The following is a 23,201-nucleotide window of genomic DNA, read 5'->3' on the forward strand; positions in this document are numbered from 1 at the left end:
CGCGTCTGTGAAAAGGCCCCGTTGGATCTGGGCCGGGGTTCGATTGCTGTGGCAATCAGCGCGTTGGATAGGCCGAGGCAAGTTGCACCGGGCTGCCATCGAAGCGCGTCACCACGGCATCATCGGGCAGCACTTTCACAGGTGCCGACAATTCCCGGCGGATCACTTCGGCAAGACGATCTGTCACCACGACCTTCTGCGTGCGGCCAGCCTGATCTTCGGCGACAGCGCGATTGCCGCCCGCCGCTTTGACATCGGCCACAATGCGGCGCGGGCCTTGCAGGACCGCACCCGTGGTCGCATCACGCACCGTCATCATGAAGTGCATGGAATGAACGCCGCCCACGGTATAGCGGGTCTTTTCGGTCAGGCAATGAAAGCGCACGACTTCAAGATCGACCACCACGGGCGCGCCGCTGTGCATGGTTGCGGTGCTGCGTGCGGCTGCGGTCTCAAAGATCGCCTTGACTTGCGCATGACGCTCTCCCGGTTGATCGCCGCGCCAGACGATATCGGCGCTGGGATGGAATGTGTTGGCTTCTGACACCCGCAGGCTTTGCGGCACCGAGATGTTGACCGCTTTCACGTCATATTCCGACTGCATCATCATGGCTGTCTGCCCCGAAGCGGTCTGCGGCAACAACGGTGCCTGCGAGACATCGGACGAGACCTGATTTTGCGTGGACATCGAGGTGGTCTGCGCACAGGCCGAAAGACCCAAGGCCAGTACCAGAATGGAAAGAGACGTGATCTTCATGGCTTCACCCTTTGGTTTGCCCCCGGCGTTAAGCAATAAAGCCCGGTAAATGTGGCAGGTTTTGGGTGAACATGGCGCGAAACCAAGGTATGATGGCGGTGGTTTCACGACGCTTTGCCTTTCGTATCGACGTGCCCCCCCTGCCATCAACAGCTTTCGCAGAATTTCGCGGCGCTGATGCGCAATCGTGTTGTTAGCGCTAACAGTTTCTGCTATCCTATGATGAATGCAGCTTTGACCCAGCCTGTTTGTCCTAACCTGCCGATCCGCCAAGCCCGAGGTGCCCCCATGTCGCTGAACTCGACCATTGACCGCGTGACCGACCGCATCCGCGAACGCTCGCAGCAGACGCGGGGCGATTATCTGGCGCGGCTGGCGGCGGCGGTGGCGCAGGGGCCGGCGCGCGGGCATCTGGCTTGTGGCAATCAGGCGCATGCCTATGCGGCGATGGGGGGCGATAAGGATGCGCTGGCGACGGGGCGCAGCCCCAATATCGGCATCATCACCGCCTATAACGATATGCTGTCGGCGCATCAGCCCTATGAGGATTACCCCAAGCTGATCCGTGACACCGCGCGCCGCGCCGGGGCCACGGCTCAGGTCGCGGGTGGGGTGCCTGCGATGTGTGACGGTGTCACCCAAGGTCAGGCGGGGATGGAGCTGTCGTTGTTCTCTCGCGATGTGATTGCTTTGGCCGCTGGGGTTGGGCTGTCGCACAATACGTTTGATGCGGCGGTGTTCCTTGGGGTGTGCGACAAGATCGTGCCGGGTCTGGTGATGGCGGCGGCGGCGTTTGGCCATATCCCGGCGGTGTTCGTGCCTGCGGGGCCGATGACCAGCGGGTTGCCGAATGACGAGAAAGCCCGCGTCCGCAATGCTTTTGCCACCGGCGAAGTTGGCCGCGAAGAATTGATGGCAGCCGAGATGGCCAGCTACCACGGCCCCGGCACCTGCACGTTTTATGGCACCGCCAACACCAACCAGATGCTGATGGAGTTTATGGGCCTGCACCTGCCCGGTGCCTCGTTCGTCAATCCCAACACCCCCCTGCGTGAGGCTTTGACCACCCATGCTATCGAGCGTGCCGTGGCGATCACCGCTTTGGGCAACGACTTCCGCCCGGCGGGTGAGATTCTGGATGAACGCGCCTATGTCAACGGCCTTGTCGGTCTTATGGCGACGGGGGGCTCCACCAACCTTGTGCTGCACCTGCCTGCGATGGCGCGGGCTTCGGGCGTTTTGCTGGATCTGGCGGATTTCGACGAGATCAGCCAAGCGGTGCCGTTGATGGCCAAGGTCTATCCCAATGGTCTGGCCGATGTGAACCATTTCCATGCCGCAGGTGGGCTTGGTTATATGATCGGGCAGTTGCTGGATCACGGCCTGCTGCATGGCGATGCCAAGACCGTGGCGGGCGACGGCTTGCGGCACTACCGCTCAGAGCCGACCTTGCGCGACGGCAAGCTGACGTGGGCGGCTGGGGCCAACCACACGCTGAACGACAAGATCCTGCGCCCGGCCTCTGATCCGTTCCAGCCGACTGGGGGCTTGCGGCAGTTGTCGGGCAACCTGGGGCGCGGCGTGATCAAAGTGTCGGCGGTGGCGCCCGAGCGGCATATCATCGAGGCGCCTTGCCGGATTTTCCACGATCAGCACGACGTGAAAGCCGCATTCAAGGCGGGGGAGTTCACCTCTGACACCATCGTCGTGGTGCGTTTCCAAGGGCCGCAAGCCAATGGCATGCCGGAATTGCACAGCCTGACGCCGATGTTGTCGGTGTGTCAGGATCGCGGGCTGAAAATGGCGCTTGTCACCGATGGCCGGATGTCAGGCGCATCGGGCAAAGTGCCAGCGGCGATCCATGTCTCACCCGAGGCTGCCAAGGGTGGCCCGCTTGCCCGGCTGCGCGATGGCGATATCGTGCGGCTGGATGCGGTGGCGGGCACGTTGTCGGTGCTGTCCGATGATTTCGAGACCCGCGAGCCCGTCACAGCCGATCTGTCCGCCAACCGCTTTGGCATGGGCCGCGAATTGTTTGAGGCGTTCCGCCAGTCGGTCGGCACCTCTGAAACCGGCGCGGCTGTGGTAATCTGATTTTGCCTCCGGCGGGGATATTTAGACAGAGAGGATGACCAGAAGCCTTCGGTTTATCCTCTCTGTCTAAATATCCCCGCCGGAGGCTTCGACCTTTCAAACTGCCCCGCGATCGGGGATGGAGATACAAATGACCCCCACCGAACAATCCCGCTTGGCTTCCGAAATCTGCCGCCTTGCCCCGGTCGTCCCCGTCTTGGTGCTGGACGATCTGGCACATGCCAAGCCTTTGGCCGAGGCTTTGGTCAAGGGCGGCTTGCCTGCTTTGGAAGTCACCTTGCGCACCGCTTGCGCGCTGGATGCGATCCGCGCCATGGCGGAGGTGCCGGGGGGTATGGTTGGGGCTGGCACGTTGTTGACGCCTGCGGATGTGAAGGCGGCCAAGGCGGCGGGGGCGAAGTTTGGCGTCTCGCCGGGGGCGACCGAGCGGTTGCTGGACGCTTGTGCCGAATATGAATTGCCGCTGTTGCCGGGGGCTGCCACCGCATCCGAGATCATGGCGCTGCTGGAAAAGGGCTATACCGTGCAGAAGTTCTTTCCGGCAGAGCAGGCGGGCGGTGCGCCTTATCTGAAATCCATCGGCTCGCCTATTCCGCAAGTGTCGTTTTGCCCGACGGGTGGCATCAGCCTGAAGAACGCGCGGGATTATCTGGGGCTGAAGAATATCCTGTGCGTTGGCGGGTCTTGGGTCGCGCCGAAAGACGCGATGGCCAAGGGCGATTGGGCGGCGATCACCGCTTTGGCTGCCGAGGCCGCCGCACTGCGCTAAGGCGCGATTTTCGCGGGCGCGTTGCGGATAAAGCCAGAGGCGCTTTGGGTCGGCTTGCAACCGGGTGTTGCTGCGGGGGAAAGTGGTGATTTGTCCCCGCGGGGACAGATCACTTGCCCCACCCACTGGCCCCGTCGTTGGCCGCGTTACTGTCCCCGCGGGGACAAATTGCGACAAGATCGCGGGCTGCGTCTCTGTCCCCGCGGGGACAGAATGTTAGAAATCACTGTCCCCGCTGGGACAAATCTCTTTAGCTTGCGGTTTTTGGACTTGTCACCGCATCATGTTGATGCGCGCGGCATAGAGCCTGCTACGGCCTGAAGAGGTTGTTAACCAGTTTCGTCAGCGGCTGTTTTCCGCAAAGGCCGGTTTCCTCAGGGGCCGGTTTGTTCAGGGGCGGTCGGCAAACCGGGCGGCGCGACCACCACGGCGTTTGGGCTCGGTGGGGGCGGTCAGCGCCTCGGTCAGCACGCGGCTCATGGGGTGATTGGGGTTTGGCAGCGCGTAATGCACGATCAGGGCGCGGATATAGTCGGGCGTGTCGACCACTGCGGGCAGGCTGAGCACCCAATCAATGAAGATCTGGCCACATTCGCCGTAGCTGATGCCCTCGATGTTGTAGCTTTCGCGCACCAGCCCTTTCGGGTCTGCCTGAGATAAATCCACTGCGCGTCTCCCCATAGATCACCCGTTCAGATGGGCCAGAATGGCCCGTTCCGCAAGGGCCGCCGCCTGCGCCAGCCGATCTGTCAACGTCTGGGTGCTGGCTTCGGTTTCCGCAGCCCCAACCTCGCGCAGCAAGAACGCCTGACCGCCCAGCCCCACAGTCGCAGGGTCGAGCGGTTTATCGGACAGCAGCTTGCTTGCCGCCTGCATTTGCCAGCATAACCTGTAGGCATCCAGCAGCGCCGTCTGATCCGAATACGACAGTTTAGCCTTGGTTTCACCGCTGATCTGGCTGCCTGCCGCGATCTGGCGTTCAACGCTGCGCGCGGGGCTTGCGGCTTGCAGGGCAAGGGTTTGCGCCAGCAGTTCAATATCCATCAGCCGACCGGGGCCGAATTTCGCATCCCAGCCGCCTGTCCCCGGTTTGGCTTCGGCCAAGCGCGCGCGCATATCGGCCACGTCTTTAAGCACCGAGGCACCCTGCCCCTTTTCGGCGATGATGGCGCGGCGAAAGGCTTCGACCTCGGCGGCAAGCGTCGGCTCGCCTGCCAGCACGCGGGCGCGGGTCAGGGCAAGGTGTTCCCATGTCCATGCCTCGGAGCTTTGGTAGTTGCGGAACGAGTCGATCGAGGTGGCAACCGGGCCTTGCCGCCCCGAGGGACGCAGGCGGACATCGACTTCGTAAAGGCGGCCCTCGGCCATTTGCGCCGACAGCGCTGTGACCATGGCTTGGGTCAGGCGGGCGTAATAGGGGCGCGCGGCCAGCGGGCGGTTGCCGTCAGAGCTTTCCACCCCGGCGGCGTCGTAGATCATGATCAGATCAAGGTCTGATCCGGCGTTCAAGCGCCCAGCGCCCATGCTGCCCATGCCCAGCACGATGGCACCGCGCCCCGGAGCCGCGCCGTGTTTGGCGGCGAAATCGGTGCAGACCACAGGCCACAGGGCGGCGATCACGGCCTCGGCCAGATCGGCGTATTGCTTGCCAGCCTCAAAGCCATCAATCAGACCGCGCAAATGATGCACGCCGATGCGAAAGTGCCATTCCTTCATCCAGCGGCGGGCGGCGTCGAGTTTACGCTCGTAATCGGGGATGTCGTTCAGACGTTTGCTCAGCTCGGCGGTCAGGGCCGGGGTGCCGGGCCAAGCGTCAAAGAACGACCCGCCGATCACCGCATCCAGCACCGAGGCATTGCGCGAAAGGTAGCGGGCAAGGTTTGGCGAAGTGGCGGCGATGTCGATGATCAGATCGACCAGTTGCGGATTGGCCTCGAACAGCGAGAAGATCTGCACGCCCGAGGGCAGGCCAGCCAGGAAGCCATCAAGGGCCACAAGCGCCTCGTCGGGGTTGGCAGCACGGGTCAGGCGTTTCAAGAGCACCGGGCGCAGGCGTTGGAAGATCGCAGCCGCGCGGTCCGAGCGCAGGGCGGGATAATTGGCCCAGCCTTTGACGATTTGCGCCGCGTGATCGGACAGCTCGGGCCCGGATTCCACCGCCGTTGGGGCAAAGAAGCCTTCGGTGAGGCGGTCGGTGCGGGCGATGCGGTCAAGCAGATCTGTGCGGAAAGCGGCCTCGGTCTGACCGCAGAGAGCCGCGATGCGGGCGATGCCTTCGGGCGTGGTCGGCAGGGTATGGGTCTGCTCGTCGTTCACCATCTGGATGCGGTGTTCAAGGTCGCGGTGCTGGGTGTACAGGCTTGAGAGGTCAGCGGCGACTTCGGACGGCAGCCAGTCCTTTGCCGCAAGCGCGCGCAGGCCGCCCAAGGTGGTGCGGTCGCGCAGGGTCACATCACGACCCCCGGCGATCAGCTGCCGGGTCTGGGTGAAGAATTCGATCTCGCGGATGCCGCCCTGACCGAGTTTCATATTGTGGCCTTCGACAGTGACGGCGCCATTCAGGCCGCGATGCTCGCGGATGCGCAGGCGCATGTCATGGGCATCTTGGATGGCGGCGAAATCGAGGTGTTTGCGCCAGACAAACGGCGTCAGCGCTTTCAGAAAGCGCTCCCCCGCCGCGATGTCGCCTGCGCAGGGACGGGCTTTGATATAGGCGGCGCGTTCCCATGTGCGGCCATGCGCCTCGTAATAGGCTTCCGCGGCGGCCATCGACAGGCACACTGGCGTCACCGAGGCATCGGGGCGCAGGCGCAGATCGGTGCGAAACACATAGCCTTCGGCGGTGTTATCCGACAGCATCGCGGCCATTTTGCGGGTGACACGGATGAAAGCGGCGCGGGCGTCTTGCCAATCGGTGCCGTAGCGATCCTGATCGAACAAGCAGATCAGGTCGATGTCAGAGGAGTAATTCAACTCTGCGGCGCCCATCTTGCCCATCGCAAGGCTGACCATGCCGCCCGCTGTGGCCGCATCATCGGCGGTGGCACCGGGCAGTTTGCCGCGGCGGATTTCATCGGCAACCAAGCGCTGCATCGCAAGGTCAACGGCGCGGTCGGCAAGATCGGTCAAGGCACCCGTCACCTGCATCAAGGACCACACTCCCCCCAGATCGGCCAAAGCCGTCAGCAAGGCCGCGCGGCGTTTGGCTTGGCGCAGCGCATTGGGTAGCTGATCAAGGGGGATTTCATTCAGCGCCACCATCACCGCGTTAAAGGCAGTTTCGGGCGACAGGGTCAGGGCGACGCGCAGCCAATCGGCCTCTCGCCGCATCAGCGCTTTCAGATAGGGGCTACAGCCTGCCGTATTGGCCAGCAGGCCGCGCAGGTCGGGGGCGAGATCGGCGAAATGGCTCGCAATATCGCTGGCCTGATCGCGGTCATAGGCGATGGGTTGTCGGGTGAGGCGGGCTGCAAAATTCTGGCTCATCCTTGCAATTTGCGCAGGCTTGCGGGCGCGGTCAATCCGGCAGACTTGTCGAGGGGCTTAGGTTTGTCGATAAAGCGATGAAGCGGAGGATAGGATGAGCAAAAGTCTGGCGCGGGTGCTGGCGGCCATGCAGGCGCATGGCGTGGCGGGGGTGCCGCTGGAGATGCCGGGTGAGACACGGACGGCGGTGCAGGCGGCGGATGCGGCGGGGTGCGTGTTGGATCAGATCGTGAAGTCGATCATTTTTGGCGGCGCAAGTGGCATGTATCTGTTTCTGACGGCGGGCGGCAATCAGGTCGATCCGGCCCGCGCCAGCGCTTTGGCAGGCGAGACTTTGGGCCGCGCCGATGCCACCCAAGTGCGGGCCGTGACCGGGTTTGCGATTGGCGGCGTGTCGCCTTTGGGGCATCTGAACCCTCTGCCCTTGTGGATCGACCCTACCCTGCTGCGCTACGAGGTGGTCTGGGCGGCGGCGGGCACCCCGCGCCATATCTTTGCGATCCCGCCCTTGCAGTTGCAGCAGATCACCGGGGCGGTGGTGGCGGATTTCACCGCGTGATGGCACTGGCGCGGCTGTGCTGCCACTTGAGCAAGGTGCCCCGGAGTTGATCTCGCGGACTTGATCTTGGGCCTTTGGGGATGAGGCGAGGCCCCGGATCAGGTCCGGGGCGGCGCGGCGTGGGGATGGGGCGGCGCAAGGAGGGGATGGCGCGGCGCGGGATGGCGCGGTGCGGGATGGCGCGGCGCGGGATGGCGCGGTGCGGGATGGCGCGGCGCGGGGATTGGGGCAGTTTGGCGATTAGGCGGGTTTTCGCTTGGGGTTTGGCTTCAGAGCGGCTCAGATGTAAATATCTTTTACATAGCCCTTGAAAGCGAGGGCAAGGCAGCGCATCTTGGCTCATGTGAAAGACATTCACATACGATCAAACCTGTAGTTTCAACCGGGAGTCCGCCGATGCCTATGAATTCGACCACCGCCCCTGCCTCCGGCGGAGTCTTCTCTTTTCTGCGCCGTGCCGAGGCCTGGCTTGACGATCGTGGCAGAACTGCCTGGATCGCGGCCATGGTGCTTGGGTTCATCTTCGTCTGGCCCGTGGGCCTGGGCCTGCTGGCCTATATGATCTGGAGCAAACGTATGTTCAGCCGTTCTTCCTGCGCCGACCGCCGCGCGCGTCACTTTGAAAAATGGGCTCACAAGTCGCAGCACTGGGGTGCTTCCGCGATGCGGCCTTCGGGCAATGCGGCGTTTGACGCCTATAAATCTGACATGCTGCGCCGCCTTGAGGACGAGCAGACCGCTTTCGAGTCGTTCTTGCAGCGTCTGCGCGAAGCCAAGGACAAGTCAGAGTTCGACAATTTCATGGAAGAGCGGGCGCGGGCAGCCTCGGCACCGCCAGCGACCACGCCGTCCAGCGCTGATGTGGCGCGCCCCGGCGAATACTGACTTTGCGGTAAGCGGCTGCCAGCGTGACGGATACCAGTCGCTGACCTGTTGACATTGAAAGCCCCCGGTTTCGCGCCGGGGGCTTTTTGCTGTGGTGGGTTGCTGCGGGAAGTTGCGGGCGGGGCCGCGCAAAGGCAGTTGGCGATTGCTCTTGGCGAGGGGGCTTGGCCTTGCTAGGGTAGCGCATCCCGAACTTTGCAGCCCGAGATGATGCGCCACACCCTTCCGATTGCGCCCCAGTTTTATGTGACGGCTCCGCAGCCCTGCCCCTATCTTGAGGGCCGGATGGAGCGCAAATTGTTCACGGCCTTGCAGGGCGATCAGGCGCAGCGCTTGAACGACTCGCTGTCGAAACAGGGATTCCGGCGCAGCCAGAACGTGCTTTATCGGCCGTCTTGTGCGGAATGTTCGGCCTGTTTGTCGGCCCGCATCCGGGTTGCGGATTTCAAACCAAGCCGCACCCAGCGCCGGATCATGAAGAACGCGGCGCATCTGCGGCGCAACGCCACCAGCCCTTGGGCGACCGAAGATCAGTTCGGGCTGTTCCGCCGTTATCTGGATGCGCGGCATGCCGATGGCGGCATGGCGGATATGGATGTGTTTGAATTCGCGGCGATGATCGAGGAAACCCCGATCAAAAGCCGGGTGATCGAATATACCCGCGCGGCAGGGCCGGGGGAACGCGGGCGGCCCTTGGCTTGCGTTGCGCTGACGGACGTTTTCGACGACGGGTTGTCGATGGTTTACAGCTTTTATGACCCCGACATGATTGATCTGTCTTTGGGCACCTTTGCCATTCTGGATCATATCGACATCGCGCAGGAAGCCGGGCTGCCTTACGTCTATCTGGGCTATTGGGTGCCGGGCAGCCGCAAGATGGGCTACAAGGCCGGGTTCAATGCGCTGGAGATTTTCAAGCATGGCGCGTGGCAGGATATTGGCGACCCTGCCGACCACCGGGCCGAGTTGCATCCGCTATCGGTCGATCCGATTGCCGAGCAGGTGGCGCGGATTTCGCTGCCCGAGGCGCGGTCTGTGCCGCGCGAATGAAAGCGGTCGATAAATGATCGGAGCATTTGCGCTGGTGGTGCCGGATTATGACAGCGCGATCCGGTTTTTCTGTGACGGTTTGGGCTTTCGGCTGACGGCAGACCTGGATCAAGGCAACAAGCGCTGGGTGACGGTGCAGCCTGCGGGCGGCGGGGTGCAGATCGTGCTGGCGCAGGCAGTGGGGGCGCGGCAACAGGCGGCGGTCGGGGATCAGGCGGGCGGGCGGGTCTGGCTGTTCTTGCACTCGGACGATTTTGCCCGCGATGCCGCACGGATCACGGCGGCGGGCGGGGTGTTCGAGGAAGCGCCCCGACATGAGGATTACGGCATCGTCGCAGTTTGGCGCGACCCTTGGGGCAACCGCTGGGATTTGCTGCAACCCATTTGAGCGCGCAAGCTGCGGTCTGACGGTTTGTCCCCGCGGGGACGGACTTGTGGCAGGCATCGCAAATTTTACAACATATGGTGGGTGACGAGATCCACGCGCGCAGGTGGTTTTACGGCGGCAGCGCGGATCGCTGGTGCAGTTGGAGATCGAATCAGCCTTGTGCGCGGCTCTATCCCGCAAATAATTGCTAAAATTACTTATGGATGGCCAATTTCGTAATTTAAGTTCAAAAAATCACCGCCCAGCGACACTTTCCGTGTCGATTTGCTGTTGACGCCCCTGCCCTGCCGCCATAGTTTCCCCCTCGAAGCAAATGGAGGTAGGGATGCGCCGCATTCTAGTCGTCGTAAGGAAGAAGCGCATGGGCCGGTAACGGTTTGACCATAAGGTTTCCCATGCGCCCCCGAGTAACCTCCGGGGGCTTTTTGTTGAACAAAGGCCAGTGGGCCGAACTTAGGATAAGATCATGACGCGTCAGATGACCGGAGCACGAATGGTGGTTCAAGCCCTGAAGGATCAGGGTGTTGAAGTTGTCTTTGGCTATCCGGGTGGCGCGGTGCTACCGATCTATGACGAGATTTTCCAGCAAAACGACATTCGGCACATTCTGGTGCGCCACGAACAGGGCGCGATCCATATGGCCGAAGGCTATGCGCGATCAACAGGCAAGGTCGGCGTGGCTTTGGTGACATCGGGTCCGGGGGCGACCAATGCCGTGACCGGGTTGACCGATGCGCTGCTGGACAGCATCCCGATTGTGGTGCTTTCGGGTCAGGTGCCGACCTTCATGATCGGCACGGATGCGTTCCAAGAGGCCGATACCATTGGCATCACCCGGCCCTGCACCAAGCACAATTGGCTGGTGAAGGACACCGACAAGCTGGCGGAAACCATCCATCAGGCGTTTCATGTGGCGTCGCATGGCCGCCCCGGCCCGGTGCTGATTGATATTCCGAAAGATGTGCAGTTTGCGACTGGCACCTATATGGAGCCTGCCACCGCCCGGGTGTCGCATTATCAGCCGCGCATGAAAGGCGACCCCGAGGCCATCGCGGCCATGGTCGAGATGATGGAAACCGCCGAGCGCCCGGTGTTCTACACCGGCGGCGGCGTGATCAACTCAGGTCTCAAGGCCAGTGCGTTGCTGCGTGAATTTGTGGCGGCGACGGGCTTTCCGATCACCTCGACCCTGATGGGTCTGGGGGCTTATCCGGCATCGGGCAAGAACTGGCTGGGCATGTTGGGGATGCATGGTCTTTATGAGGCCAATCTGGCCATGCATGGCTGCGATCTGATGATCAACATCGGCGCGCGGTTTGATGACCGGATCACCGGGCGCATCCCGGATTTCTCGCCGAAGTCGAAGAAGGTGCATGTCGATATTGACCCGTCCTCGATCAACAAGGTGATCCGGGTGGATGTGGGGATCGTGGGCGATATTGCGCATGTGCTGGAAGAGGCTTTGGCCCTGTGGAAATCGCGCGGCAGTAAGGTCAACAAGGACGGCCTTGCGAAGTGGTGGAAGCAGATTGCCGAATGGCAGGCTGTGAAGTGCTTGGGCTACAAAGGCTCGGCCAAGGTGATCAAGCCGCAATATGCGCTCGAGCGGCTGGAAGCGCTGACCAAGGGCATGGATCGCTATATCACCACCGAGGTCGGCCAGCATCAGATGTGGGCGGCGCAATATCTGGGCTTTGAAGACCCGAACCGTTGGATGACGAGCGGCGGTTTGGGGACGATGGGCTATGGTTTGCCTGCGAGCATTGGCGTGCAGGTGGCGCATCCTGACAGTCTGGTGATCAACGTGGCTGGTGAGGCGTCGTGGCTGATGAACATGCAGGAAATGGGCACGGCGATGCAGTTCCGCGCGCCCGTCAAGCAATTCATCCTGAACAACGAGCGTTTGGGTATGGTGCGGCAGTGGCAGGAATTGCTGCACGGCCAGCGCTATTCGCAAAGCTGGTCGGAAAGCCTGCCTGATTTCGTGAAATTGGCAGAAGCCTTTGGGTGCAAGGGGATACAGGTGACCGACCCCGCCGATCTGGATGATGCGATCATGGAGATGATCCGCTATGACGGGCCGTTCATCTTTGATTGCCGGGTGGAGAAGCACGAAAACTGCTTCCCGATGATCCCGTCGGGCAAGCCGCATAACGAGATGCTGTTGGGCGATGCGGACACGCAGGGCGTGATCGGTGCCAAGGGCGCGGTTTTGGTTTGATCTGTTGAGTCGGGGGGGCTCGCCCCCCCGGACCCCCGAGGATATTTATACAGAGAGGATGACCAAAGATGTCTCCGCTAAACATCAAGAAATCGGCTTCCAGCCATTCGGCTTATGAGTTGCGCGACCCCAACGCCCCGGTGATTGAGACGCATACTCTGGCGGTGATCGTCGAGAACGAGCCGGGGGTTCTGGCCCGGGTGATCGGGCTGTTTACGGCGCGCGGCTATAACATCGACAGTCTGACGGTGGCCGAGGTGGATCATTCCAGCCATCGCAGCCGGATCACTGTGGTCACAACAGGCACGCCTGAGGTGATCGTGCAGATCAAGGCGCAACTGGCGCGGATGGTGCCGGTTTACGAGGTGCATGATCTGACCGTTGAGGGGCCTTCGGTGCAGCGCGAACTTGCGTTGATGAAGGTGGCGGGTCGCGGTGAGGCGCGGATCGAGGCTTTGCGTTTGGCCGAGATTTTCCGCGCGCATGTGGTTGATTCTACGCTGGAATCTTTCGTGTTCGAGATGACCGGGACGCCCGAGAAGATCGACAGCTTTGCCGAGTTGATGCGGCCTTTGGGCCTGCGTGAGATGGCGCGCACCGGTGTGGCGGCGCTGTCGCGCGGGCTGTGAGGGTAACGGCTGCGCGACATGGACGCGCAGCCCATTTCCGCGCCTTGGGTTGTCGTCTATACAGGGGATAATCGGGAGGCCGCGATGATCATTGAATTTGGACATTTCTGCTTGGTGCTGGCCTTTGTGGTGGCCGTGGTGCAGACGAGCTTGCCGCTGTGGGGGGCGCATCGTGGTGATGCGCGGCTGATGGCGGTGGGTGATCCGGCGGCGGTGATCCAGTTTTTGCTGATCGCCGCCAGCTTTGCGGCGCTGACCTATGGCTTTGTCACCTCGGATTTCTCGCTGAAACTGGTGGTGGAAAACTCGCATACCGACAAGCCGATGCTGTATAAGGTGGCGGGCGTCTGGGGCAACCATGAGGGCAGTTTGCTGCTGTGGGTGCTGATCTTGGCCGGGTTCGGTGCTTGTGCCACTTGGTTTGGCGGCAATTTGCCAGCGCGGTTGAAGGCGCGGGTTTTGGCGGTGCAGGGTTCGATCGGCGTGGCCTTTATGGCGTTCATGCTGTGGACATCGAACCCGTTCCTGCGGCTGGAAAACCCGCCGATGAATGGCCATGATCTGAACCCGCTGCTGCAAGACCCCGGTTTGGCGTTTCATCCGCCGTTTCTGTATCTGGGCTATGTCGGGCTTTCGATGAGCTTTTCCTTCGCCATCGCGGCGCTGCTGGAGGGGCGCGTTGATGCGGCATGGGGGCGCTGGGTGCGGCCCTGGACGCTGGCTGCGTGGATTTTTCTGACCATCGGCATCGCGATGGGGTCGTGGTGGGCGTATTACGAGCTCGGCTGGGGCGGGTTCTGGTTCTGGGACCCGGTCGAGAACGCAAGCTTCATGCCGTGGCTTATCTCGGCGGCCCTGCTGCACTCGGCCATCGTGGTGGAAAAGCGCGAGAGTTTGAAGGCATGGACGATCCTGCTGGCCATCCTCGCGTTTGGCTTTTCGCTGACGGGGACGTTCATTGTGCGGTCCGGGGTGATCACATCGGTGCATGCCTTTGCCAATGATCCGGCGCGGGGCGTGGTGATACTGGGGATTCTGGGCGTGTTCATGGGTGGCGCGCTGACGCTGTTTGCGTTTCGCGCCAGTGTGTTAGAGGCCAAGGGCGTGTTTGCGGTGATCAGCCGGGAAACCGCATTGGTCGCCAATAACCTGCTGCTGGCAGTCGCGGCGTTTGTGGTCTTTACCGGCACAATCTGGCCGCTGATCGCGGAATTGGTGTTCGCGCGCAAACTGTCGGTCGGCCCGCCGTTCTTTGATGCGGCCTTTACGCCCTTTATGGTGGGGCTGGCGGTGATCCTGCCGGTGGGCGCGATGCTGCCGTGGAAACGCGCCGAGATTGGCCGGGCGATGCGGCCGTTGCGCGGGGCTTTGGTGCTGGCTTTGGCGGTGGGTTTGCTGGTCTATGCGGTGCAAACCGGGCGCAGTGCTTTGGGTCCAGTGGGGGCGGCTTTGGGCGCTTGGGTGGTCAGCGGAGCGCTGGTTGATCTGTGGCAACGGTTGGGGCGCGGTGCGATCTCGGCCCGTTTGGGGCGTCTGACCCGCCTGCCCCGCGCCGATCTGGGCAAGATGCTGGCACATTCCGGCATGGGTGTGACGATTTTCGCGGTGGCCGCGATGACGGCTTGGGTGACGGAAGACATCCGCACCGTGAAGATTGGCGAAAGCTTTGCCTTGGGCCGTTATGATGTGACGCTGCTGGCGGTCAACTCTGTGCAGGGGCCGAATTACAGCTCGGTGATGGCGGATATGCGGGTCAGTGCGGGCGGCGCGCAAGTGGCGCTGCTGCATCCTGAAAAGCGGATTTATCCGGTGGCGGGGATGCCGACGACCGAAGCTGCGATTGATCTGGGGGTGTTTCGGGATCTGTATCTGGTGATCGGCGATGCGCAGGACGATGGCGGCTTTGCGGTGCGCAGCTATATCAAGCCGTTTGCGAACTGGATCTGGGGCGGGGCTTTGCTGATGGCTTTGGGCGGCTTGGTCAGCCTGTCGGATCGCCGGTTTCGGGTGGCAGCGGGGGCGCGCAAAGCCGCCGCTTTGCCGTTGGCTGCGGAATGATGCGCGGGGCTTTGCTGGCGCTGCTGCTGTCAGCCTCGCCTGCCTTTGCGGTGCAACCGGATGAGATTTTGTCCGATCCGGGGCTAGAGGCGCGGGCGCGGGCGATTTCGCAAAACCTGCGCTGCCCGGTGTGTCAGGGCGAGGATATTGACGATTCCAACGCGCCGATCAGCCGGGATTTGCGGCTGGCGGTGCGGGCGCGGCTGGTCGCGGGCGACAGCGATGCACAGGTGGTGGATTACGTCGTGGCACGCTATGGCGAATTTGTGCTGTTCAAGCCGCGGGTTGACGGATCGAGCCTGATCCTGTGGCTGGCCGGACCTGCGATGCTGCTGGCGGGGGCCGCGATTGCCCTCGCGATGACACGCAGACGGGCTGGGGCTGCCGAGGCGGAAAGCCTGAGCGCTGCCGACAAGGCGCGGCTAGAGGCCCTGATGAAAAAGTGACGCGGGGTTTCGCTGGCCCAAGCCCCCTGCCCTGATAATCTGGCCGCAATCGGGGGGCTTTGATGTATCAGACAATTTCCTATCAACTTGCGGATGGCGTGGCGGTGATCACCTTGAACCGCCCCGAGGTGATGAACGCCCTCTCGCGGGCGTTGCGGGCCGAGATGCTGGCGGCGGTGCTGCGCGCGGGCTCAGAGGCGCGGGTGTTGGTGATCACCGGGGCGGGTCGGGCGTTCTGCTCGGGTCAGGATCTGGGTGATGCGTCTGGCAAATCGGGGGCGCCGCTTGATCTCGAAAAGGTGCTGAACGAAGAATATGTGCCGCTGCTAAAGGCGATCACGGATTGCCCGATCCCGACGCTTGCCGCCGTGCAGGGCGCAGCCGCCGGGGCTGGTGCGAATTTGGCGCTGGCGGCGGATGTGGTGATCGCTGCAGAGAGCGCCAGTTTTATTCAGGCCTTCACCCGGATTGGCTTGGTGCCAGATGCGGGCGGCAGCTACTGGCTGCCGCGCCAGATCGGCCTGGCCCGCGCGATGGGCTCGGTTTTATTCGCCGACAAGATCACCGCACGGCAGGCGGCTGAGTGGGGCATGATCTATGAAGCGGTCGCAGATCAGGGCTTTGACGCCCATTGGCAGGCGCGGGCCTTGTCGCTGGCCCATGGGCCGACGCTGGCCTATCGCGGCGTGAAAACCGCGCTTCGGGCGTCATTTGGCAATGATCTTGACCAACAATTGGCGTTGGAGGCGCGCTTGCAGGGCGCTTGTGGCGCGACGATGGATTTCCGCGAAGGGGTTGCGGCCTTTCTGGAAAAGCGCGCTGCAAAGTTTCGCGGCGCTTGAAAGCCTAAGAATTGCGTGCCGTTTCAGCCGTTCTTAAATATCCCCGCCGGAGGCTTCCGACATTGGCCGCAGAAGCCTCCGGCGGGAATATTTAGACCAGTATGAAATCCCTTGCCGCGGCCAAGATCCGCAGGAGCGAGGCCGCGGGGGCGGGACGCAAATTTTAGTCTTATTTGAATTAACCAGCGGTTTGATCCGTTAGCGCCGGCCCGCCTTGCGGGTGGACAGCAGCAGGTTGGTTTCCGAGGTCAGCACGCCGTCGATGTTGCGGATGCGGTTGATCACCTCATCCAACTCGATCAGGGTCTGGGTGGCAATCTCGGCAATCACGCTCCATTTGCCATTCGTCGAATGCACCGCCATCACTGCAGGGATACCGGCCAAACGCGCCATGATTTTCTCGCCGCCCTTGCCTTCGATGATAATCATCATCAGACCGCGCACCGGGGCTTCGGCGACATCAGAGCGGGTCAGCACTGTAAAGCCCGCGATCTCGCCCTTGGCGGTCAGACGCTCCATCCGGGCGCGGACCGTGGCGCGTGACAGGCCAAGGCGCTCGGACAGATCGGACAAAGCCGCACGGCCATCACGGCGCAATTCGGCAATCAAGCGGGTGTCGGTTTCGTCCAACATGGGCAAATTTCCTGCCGTTATGAGAAAGCTCTTGTACGAAGCGTCGTAAATATCTGTATGATTCGGCGCAAGATGCAAAGAGTATCACGCAAAAGGAGATGACCATGCCCAACACTGTTCTGATCGGCGCGCCGATTGATGAAGGCCAACGTCGACCCGGATGCGTGATGGGGCCGACAGCGTATCGCGTGGCGGGTTTGGCGCAGGCGATTGGCGACTTGGGCCATGGCGTCGAGGATTGGGGCGATATGGTGCTGCCCGCCGTGCAGGCGGTCAGTTGCCCGAACCCGGCGGTGCATCATTTGGCAGAGCTGTTGGCTTGGACAGAGATTCTGGCCGATAAGGTCGATGACGCGCTGAGCCAAGGCGGTTTGCCGATTGTTTTGGGCGGCGATCATGCGTTGGCTTTGGGCTCGGTTTCGGGGGCTGCGCGGTTTGCGGCGCGGCAGGATCGGCCGTTGTTCCTGCTGTGGCTGGATGCTCATTCTGATTTCCACACTCCGCTGACCACGCAAAGCGGCAATCTGCATGGCACACCTGTGGCTTATATCGCCGGGCGCGCCGGGTTTGAGGCGTTTCCGCCCTTTCCCAAACCGATCCCGGCAGAGCGGATTTGCTTGTATGGCATCCGCTCGGTCGATCCGGCTGAACATGCAGCCTTGCTGAAACATGACATTGCGATCAATGACATGCGGGTGCTGGATGAGCGCGGCATCGTGGCCCCCCTGCGCGAGTTTCTGGATATGGTGCGCGCGGCGGGCGGCATGTTGCATGTGTCGCTTGACGTCGATTTCCTCGACCCGTCGATTGCCCCCGCCGTCGGCACCACCGTTCCGGGCGGCACCACTTTCCGTGAGGCGCATCTGGTGATGGAATTGCTGCACGAATCCGCGCTGGTGACCTCGCTCGATCTGGTCGAGTTGAATCCGTTTCTGGACGAACGCGGCCGCACCGCCAAGCTGATGGTCGAACTGGTGGGCAGCCTGATGGGCCGCAAAGTGTTCGACCGCCCCACCCGTAGTTTTTAAGGAAACCCGATGAACACGCCGTCGCATCAGGCCTATGTGCCCTTCGTCTCGGTCGACAATATGCTGAAACTGGTGCTGCATCTGGGGGTGGAGCGGGTTTTGGCCGATCTTGCCGCTGAGATCGAGGCTGATTTCAAGCGCTGGCCGCTGTTTGACAAGACCCCGCGCGTCGCCAGCCATTCGGATGTGGGTGTGATCGAGTTGATGCCGACCTCTGACGGGGAAACCTATGGTTTCAAATACGTTAACGGCCACCCGTCCAACATGAAGCAGGGATTGCAGACCGTAACGGCGTTTGGGCTGTTGGCCGAAGTGGCGACGGGCTACCCGGTTTTGTTGTCGGAAATGACCATCCTGACCGCATTGCGCACGGCGGCAACCAGCGCCATGGCGGCAAAGTGGCTGGCACCTGCGGGATCCACCACGATGGCGCTGATCGGCAATGGCGCGCAGTCAGAGTTTCAGGCGCTTGGCTTCAAGGCGATCTGCGGGATCTCCGAGGTGCGCTTGTATGACATTGACCCTGCCGCCACCGCGAAATGCGCAGCTAATCTGGCAGGGCGTGGGCTGAAGGTGGTGTCCTGTGCTACGCCCGAGGATGCGATTTTGGGCGCGCAGATCATCACAACGGTGACGGCAGACAAGCAATATGCCACGATCCTGACCGATAACATGGTGGGCGCGGGCGTGCATATCAACGCGGTCGGCGGCGATTGCCCCGGCAAGACCGAGCTGCACAAGGATATTCTGCTGCGTTCCTCGATCTTTGTCGAATACCCCGAGCAGACCCGGATCGAGGGAGAGATTCAGCAACTTGCGCCGGATCATCCGGTGATCGAGTTGTGGCAGGTGATCAATGGGCAGGCGACCGGGCGGAGTGATGCGCGCGAGATCACCTTGTTTGATTCTGTCGGCTTTGCGGTCGAGGATTTCAGTGCGCTGCGCTATGTGCGCAGCAAGCTGGACGAAACCGGGTTGTTCACCCAGCTTGACATGATCGCCGACCCTGATGATCCGCGCGATTTGTTCGGGATGATCTTGCGCGCTTCCTAGGCGGGGTCGCGGTAAGCGTGGCGCCTGCCCTGCCAATCGGTGATTGTGTAGGCGTCGCCTTCGGCGTCGACATAGCCCGGACCGATGGGGACTTTGCCAAAGCCGCCCGGGATATCAAGCACATAGGTTGGCAGGCCAATGCCCGAAAGCCGCCCGCGCAGCTGCGCCATGATCGCTTGGCCCGCGGCAATCGTGGTGCGGAAATGGCTGGTGCCGCGCGCCAGATCACAGTGATGCAGGTAATAGGGTGTCACGCGATTGCGCAGCAATGTGCGGAACAGGGTTTCCAGCGTCTCGGCCTTGTCGTTGATGCCGCGCAGCAGCACGGTTTGCGACAGCAGCGGAATCCCGGCATCGGCGAGCGTGGCCAAAGCGATCTGCGCAGCAGGGGTGATTTCCTGCGCGTGGTTGGTGTGCAGCACCAGGTAAGTGGTGGGCCGGGCCTTCAGCGCCTTGATCAAGGCAGGCGTGATCCGCGTCGGGTTCACAGCGGGAACGCGGGTGTGAAAGCGGATGATCTCGACATGCGGGATCGCTGACAGCCGCTGCATCAGCGCGGTCAGGCGGCGCGGGGACAGCACCAGAGGGTCGCCACCGGTCAGGATCACCTCCCATATCTGCGGGTTTGCGGCGATATAGGTGAGGGCGGCGTCCAAATCGGCCTCGGGCAGAGCACCCTCTTCACCGACCGCCTCGCGCCGGAAGCAAAAGCGGCAATAGACCTCGCAGGTATGGGTGGCGGCAAGGATCACCCGGTCGGGGTAGCGATGGGTCAGGCCGGGGGTCGGGCTGTAGGTGGTATCGCCGATCGGGTCGTGAAGTTCCTCGGGGCGGATGGTCAGCTCGGCGGTGTCGGGCAGGAATTGGCGGGCGATGGGATCATCACTATCGGTCAGGGCACCGTGCATCTCGGGCGACAGGCGGATGCGGAAGGCTTCGGCCACCGGGGCCAAGGCGCGGGCCTGCGCCGCGGGCACTAGGCCCGCGGCGACAAGCTCGGGTATCTGGGTCAGCGCGTTTTTCATCATCGTCCAAGGCTGCGGCGGGCTGGCTTATCTGCCGAAGGCGCGCAAAGCACAAGCGCGATTGGTGCGGTTTTGCCCCATCGTCTTGCACACCACGGCTAGAATGGTGTAGAGTTGCGGCAGCAATATATAGACCTCGGCAGCAAGGCGGCTTTACGTGAACGATACCCCGGAAACCCCTGAAAACGCAGACGAAAAGCCGACACGCATGGCCCATGATGGCCCGCAGATCGACATCGCCGCCGAGATGAAGACCGCCTATCTCGATTACGCGATGAGCGTGATCGTCAGCCGCGCGATTCCTGACCTGCGCGACGGGCTGAAACCTGTGCATCGGCGCATCCTGTTTGCCATGCACGAGACCAACAACGCGCATGACAAACCCTACCGCAAATCGGCCCGCCCGGTCGGCGATACGATGGGGAAATACCACCCGCATGGCGACAGCGCGATCTATGATGCGCTGGTGCGGATGGCGCAGCCGTTCTCGATGAGCCTGCCTTTGCTGGATGGGCAGGGCAATTTCGGCTCGATGGATGGCGATACAGCTGCGGCGATGCGCTATACCGAAGTGCGGATGGACAAGCCTGCGGCGTTTTTGCTGGCCGATATCGACAAAGAAACCGTTGATTTCCAAGACAATTATGACGGAAAAGACCGCGAGCCTACTGTGTTGCCCGCGCGTTTCCCGAACATGCTGGTCAATGGCGCGGGCGGTATTGCTGTGGGCATGGCCACCAACATTCCGCCGCATAACCTTGGCGAAGTGATTGACGGCACTTTGGCGATGATCGAAAATCCCGACATCAGCATTGAACAGCTGATGGAGATTATCCCTGCCCCGGATTTCCCCACCGGGGCGACGATTCTGGGCCGGGCTGGCGCGCGCAAGGCTTATCTTGAAGGGCGCGGCTCGGTCATTATCCGCGCCAAAACCCGGATTGAGGAAATCCGCGCGGGCCGTTGGGCCATTATCATCGACGAGGTGCCGTATCAGGTCAACAAGGCCCGGATGATCGAGATTATCGCCGAACAAGTGCGCGAAAAGAAGATCGAAGGCATCGCCCATGTGCAGGACGAATCCGACCGGATCGGCGTGCGCGTGGTGATCGAGTTGAAGCGCGACGCGACGGCGGATGTGGTGTTGAACCAATTGTATCGCTTTACCCCGATGCAAACCTCGTTCGGCTGCAACATGCTGGCACTGAATGGCGGGCGGCCGGAACAACTGACCTTGGCCGATTTCCTGAGACATTTCATCACCTTCCGCGAGGAAGTTGTGGCGCGCCGCACCGCCTATGAATTACGCCGCGCCCGCGAGCGCAGCCATATCCTGTGCGGTCTGGCGGTTGCGGTATCGAATGTCGATGAGGTGGTGGCCACCATCCGGTCGTCAGCCGATCCTGCCGAGGCGCGCGAACGGTTGATGACGCGGCGCTGGCCTGCGGGGGAAATCATCCCCTATATCAAGCTGATTGATGACCCAAGCCACCCGATCAACGACGATGGCACCTATAATCTGTCGGAAATTCAGGCCCGCGCGATCCTTGATCTGCGTCTGCAACGCCTGACCGCGATGGGCGTCAAAGAGATCACCGACGAGTTGCAAGAGCTGGCTGGCAAGATCAAGGATTACCTTGAAATTCTGGGCTCTCGTGAGCGGATCATGGCGATCATTTCCAGCGAATTGAGCGAAGTGAAGCAGATGTTCGCGGTGCCGCGCCGCACCGAAATCGTCGATTGGGCCGGCGATATGGAAGACGAAGACCTGATCGAGCGCGAGGATATGGTCGTCACCATCACCTCTGGCGGCTATATCAAACGCACGCCGCTGATCGAATTCCGTTCGCAAAACCGTGGCGGCAAGGGTCTGGCCTCGATGGCGACCAAGGAAGACGATGTCGTCACCACGCTTTTCGTCGCCAATACCCACACAAACCTTTTGTTTTTCACCACCGATGGCATGGTCTACAAGCTGAAAACCTGGCGCCTGCCCTTGGCGGGGCGGACGGCGAAGGGCAAGGCGATGGTGAATATTTTGCCGATTGCACAAGGGGTTAGCATCGCGGCCTTGATGCCGGTGGACGCACCCGAGGCCGAATGGCAAGACCTGCAAATCGTGTTTGCCACCAGCGACGGCGACGTGCGCCAAAACGATCTGTCGGATTTCACCAATGTGATGCGCAACGGCAAGATCGCGATGAAACTGCCGGACGGCGTGTTCTTGGTGAACGCTGCGATTGCCGATGAGAATGACGATATCATGCTGGTGACGGCGGGCGGGCGGGCGATCCGGTTCTCGACCCAGGAAATTCGCGTGTTCAAATCGCGCGGCTCGACTGGCGTTCGGGGCGTGCGGCTGGGCAAGGATGACAAAGTGGTGTCGATGTCGATCATCCGGCATTTTGAGGCCGAGCCTGACGAGCGTGCCGCCTATCTGAAACAGCGTCGCCTGATGGCAGGCGCGGTTGAAGATGAAGCGGAAGCCGATGACGATGAAGAAGCCGTCAATGCGGGCCAGCTTTCGACCGAACGCTATGCAGAGATGTCGGCCGCCGAGGATCTGATCCTGACGATTACCACCTCGGGTTCGGGTAAGCTGAGTTCCAGCCATGATTATCCGGTGCGTGGCCGTGGCGGCATGGGCGTCAAGGCGATGGATGGCGCGATGCGTGGCGGGCCGCTGGTGGCATCCTTCCCGGTGGAACTGTCAGATCAAATCATGCTTGCGACCTCTACAGGGCAGTCCATTCGGGTGCCGGTTGACCAAATTTCGTTCCGTTCGCGCTCGGCTGGTGGCGTGAAAGTATTCAACACCGGAAAAGGTGAAGAAGTCGTTAGCGTCGCCCGCGTGGCTGAACAGGGCGATGAATGAGCTTGAGGCGCGGCTGGCAACGCTGGCCGCGCAACAGCAGACCACGACCTATGGGGCATTGGTGCGCGATTTGGCGATCCCCGGCCCCGGCGCGATCGCCAAGCTGACGGCGGCGCTAGAGCTGCTGATGGAGCACGACGCCGCGCATGGCCTGCCGCTGCGCGCGGTATTATGCGCGGGGCGGCTGGCGCAAGGGATGCCCGCACAGGGGTTTTTCGACAAGGCGCGGGCGTTGGGGCGGTTTGAAAGCGTTGATGCGCAGGGCTTCGTTACGACAGAACGGCAACGGCTTTTCGCGCTATTTGCTGCCAGCTAAATGGTCGTCCTGCGTATTTTCGCACAGTCACCGCGCCGCTGCAGGTATTTTCTGCAAATTCTGTCTGGGCTATGCCTAACTGACGCA

Annotated in this window: 20 protein-coding genes; 15 read left to right on the forward strand and 5 right to left on the reverse strand. The window is 61.9% G+C overall.

Going from position 1 to position 23,201, the window contains the following annotated elements; translation table 11 throughout:
- Positions 1–55: 55 nt before the first annotated feature.
- On the reverse strand, positions 56–757 hold the full coding sequence (locus tag QQJ98_RS14150) for a DUF6778 family protein (protein ID WP_284325994.1): 702 nt from the start codon (positions 755–757) through the stop codon (positions 56–58).
- Between the two features lie 288 nt (positions 758–1,045).
- Between QQJ98_RS14150 and edd the strand changes: the two genes are divergently transcribed.
- Together edd and eda are read left to right on the forward strand one after the other, a co-directional pair.
- Complete coding sequence (gene edd / locus QQJ98_RS14155) at positions 1,046–2,851, forward strand: phosphogluconate dehydratase (RefSeq protein WP_284325995.1); 1,806 nt, start codon at positions 1,046–1,048, stop codon at positions 2,849–2,851.
- A gap of 130 nt (positions 2,852–2,981) precedes the next feature.
- Positions 2,982–3,620 carry a bifunctional 4-hydroxy-2-oxoglutarate aldolase/2-dehydro-3-deoxy-phosphogluconate aldolase gene (gene eda / locus QQJ98_RS14160; protein WP_284325996.1) on the forward strand — a complete coding sequence of 213 codons (639 nt, stop codon included), beginning with the start codon at positions 2,982–2,984 and terminating at the stop codon, positions 3,618–3,620.
- 390 nt (positions 3,621–4,010) lie between these two features.
- On the opposite strand, the gene QQJ98_RS14165 is transcribed toward eda, so the two are convergent.
- Entirely contained in the window at positions 4,011–4,286 is a 276-nt protein-coding gene (locus tag QQJ98_RS14165) for a hypothetical protein (protein WP_284325997.1), read from the reverse strand.
- Positions 4,287–4,304: 18 nt separating this feature from the next.
- Complete coding sequence (locus tag QQJ98_RS14170) at positions 4,305–7,106, reverse strand: [protein-PII] uridylyltransferase family protein (RefSeq protein WP_284325998.1); 2,802 nt, start codon at positions 7,104–7,106, stop codon at positions 4,305–4,307.
- Positions 7,107–7,200: 94 nt separating this feature from the next.
- Between QQJ98_RS14170 and QQJ98_RS14175 the strand changes: the two genes are divergently transcribed.
- From QQJ98_RS14175 to QQJ98_RS14215, 9 genes are all read left to right on the forward strand, one after another.
- On the forward strand, positions 7,201–7,665 hold the full coding sequence (locus QQJ98_RS14175) for a YbaK/EbsC family protein (protein WP_284325999.1): 465 nt from the start codon (positions 7,201–7,203) through the stop codon (positions 7,663–7,665).
- A gap of 396 nt (positions 7,666–8,061) precedes the next feature.
- A complete protein-coding gene (locus QQJ98_RS14180; protein WP_284326000.1) occupies positions 8,062–8,550 on the forward strand; it encodes a DUF2852 domain-containing protein in 489 nt (162 codons plus the stop codon).
- A 210-nt stretch (positions 8,551–8,760) separates the two neighbouring features.
- Positions 8,761–9,600, forward strand: a complete 840-nt coding sequence (locus tag QQJ98_RS14185; protein WP_284326218.1) for an arginyltransferase — start codon at positions 8,761–8,763, stop codon at positions 9,598–9,600.
- A 13-nt stretch (positions 9,601–9,613) separates the two neighbouring features.
- Complete coding sequence (locus QQJ98_RS14190) at positions 9,614–9,988, forward strand: VOC family protein (protein WP_284326001.1); 375 nt, start codon at positions 9,614–9,616, stop codon at positions 9,986–9,988.
- Between the two features lie 466 nt (positions 9,989–10,454).
- Positions 10,455–12,209, forward strand: coding sequence for an acetolactate synthase 3 large subunit (locus QQJ98_RS14195; protein ID WP_284326002.1), 1,755 nt, complete (start codon positions 10,455–10,457; stop codon positions 12,207–12,209).
- A 68-nt stretch (positions 12,210–12,277) separates the two neighbouring features.
- Positions 12,278–12,838, forward strand: a complete 561-nt coding sequence (gene ilvN, locus QQJ98_RS14200; protein WP_284326003.1) for an acetolactate synthase small subunit — start codon at positions 12,278–12,280, stop codon at positions 12,836–12,838.
- 84 nt (positions 12,839–12,922) lie between these two features.
- On the forward strand, positions 12,923–14,896 hold the full coding sequence (locus QQJ98_RS14205) for a heme lyase CcmF/NrfE family subunit (protein WP_284326004.1): 1,974 nt from the start codon (positions 12,923–12,925) through the stop codon (positions 14,894–14,896).
- Positions 14,893–15,342 carry a cytochrome c-type biogenesis protein gene (locus tag QQJ98_RS14210; protein ID WP_284326005.1) on the forward strand — a complete coding sequence of 150 codons (450 nt, stop codon included), beginning with the start codon at positions 14,893–14,895 and terminating at the stop codon, positions 15,340–15,342. Before QQJ98_RS14205 ends, QQJ98_RS14210 begins: the two co-directional genes overlap by 4 nt.
- A gap of 59 nt (positions 15,343–15,401) precedes the next feature.
- On the forward strand, positions 15,402–16,184 hold the full coding sequence (locus QQJ98_RS14215) for an enoyl-CoA hydratase-related protein (RefSeq protein ID WP_284326006.1): 783 nt from the start codon (positions 15,402–15,404) through the stop codon (positions 16,182–16,184).
- A gap of 198 nt (positions 16,185–16,382) precedes the next feature.
- On the opposite strand, the gene QQJ98_RS14220 is transcribed toward QQJ98_RS14215, so the two are convergent.
- Positions 16,383–16,814 carry an Lrp/AsnC family transcriptional regulator gene (locus tag QQJ98_RS14220; RefSeq protein ID WP_284326219.1) on the reverse strand — a complete coding sequence of 144 codons (432 nt, stop codon included), beginning with the start codon at positions 16,812–16,814 and terminating at the stop codon, positions 16,383–16,385.
- A 107-nt stretch (positions 16,815–16,921) separates the two neighbouring features.
- On the opposite strand from QQJ98_RS14220, the gene rocF reads away from it, so the two are divergent.
- Both rocF and ocd read left to right on the forward strand, forming a co-directional pair.
- Positions 16,922–17,845: an arginase gene (rocF, locus tag QQJ98_RS14225; protein WP_284326007.1), complete on the forward strand. Its 924-nt coding sequence runs from the start codon at positions 16,922–16,924 to the stop codon at positions 17,843–17,845.
- Between the two features lie 9 nt (positions 17,846–17,854).
- Positions 17,855–18,898, forward strand: coding sequence for an ornithine cyclodeaminase (ocd, locus tag QQJ98_RS14230; RefSeq protein WP_284326008.1), 1,044 nt, complete (start codon positions 17,855–17,857; stop codon positions 18,896–18,898).
- Here the strand turns inward: ocd and QQJ98_RS14235 are convergent.
- Positions 18,895–19,923 (reverse strand): lysine-2,3-aminomutase-like protein, encoded by a 1,029-nt coding sequence (locus QQJ98_RS14235; RefSeq protein ID WP_284326220.1) that lies wholly within the window; start codon positions 19,921–19,923, stop codon positions 18,895–18,897. The genes ocd and QQJ98_RS14235 overlap by 4 nt on opposite strands.
- A 157-nt stretch (positions 19,924–20,080) precedes the next feature.
- Here QQJ98_RS14235 and gyrA point away from each other — a divergent pair, with 157 nt between their 5' ends.
- Entirely contained in the window at positions 20,081–22,798 is a 2,718-nt protein-coding gene (gyrA, locus tag QQJ98_RS14240) for a DNA gyrase subunit A (protein ID WP_284326009.1), read from the forward strand.
- On the forward strand, positions 22,791–23,114 hold the full coding sequence (locus QQJ98_RS14245) for a hypothetical protein (RefSeq protein WP_284326010.1): 324 nt from the start codon (positions 22,791–22,793) through the stop codon (positions 23,112–23,114). The genes gyrA and QQJ98_RS14245 overlap by 8 nt, the downstream gene beginning before the upstream one ends.
- Positions 23,115–23,201 lie beyond the last annotated feature (87 nt).

It is taken from the genome of Cypionkella aquatica (genome assembly GCF_030161095.1).
GTDB lineage: Bacteria > Pseudomonadota > Alphaproteobacteria > Rhodobacterales > Rhodobacteraceae > Cypionkella > Cypionkella aquatica.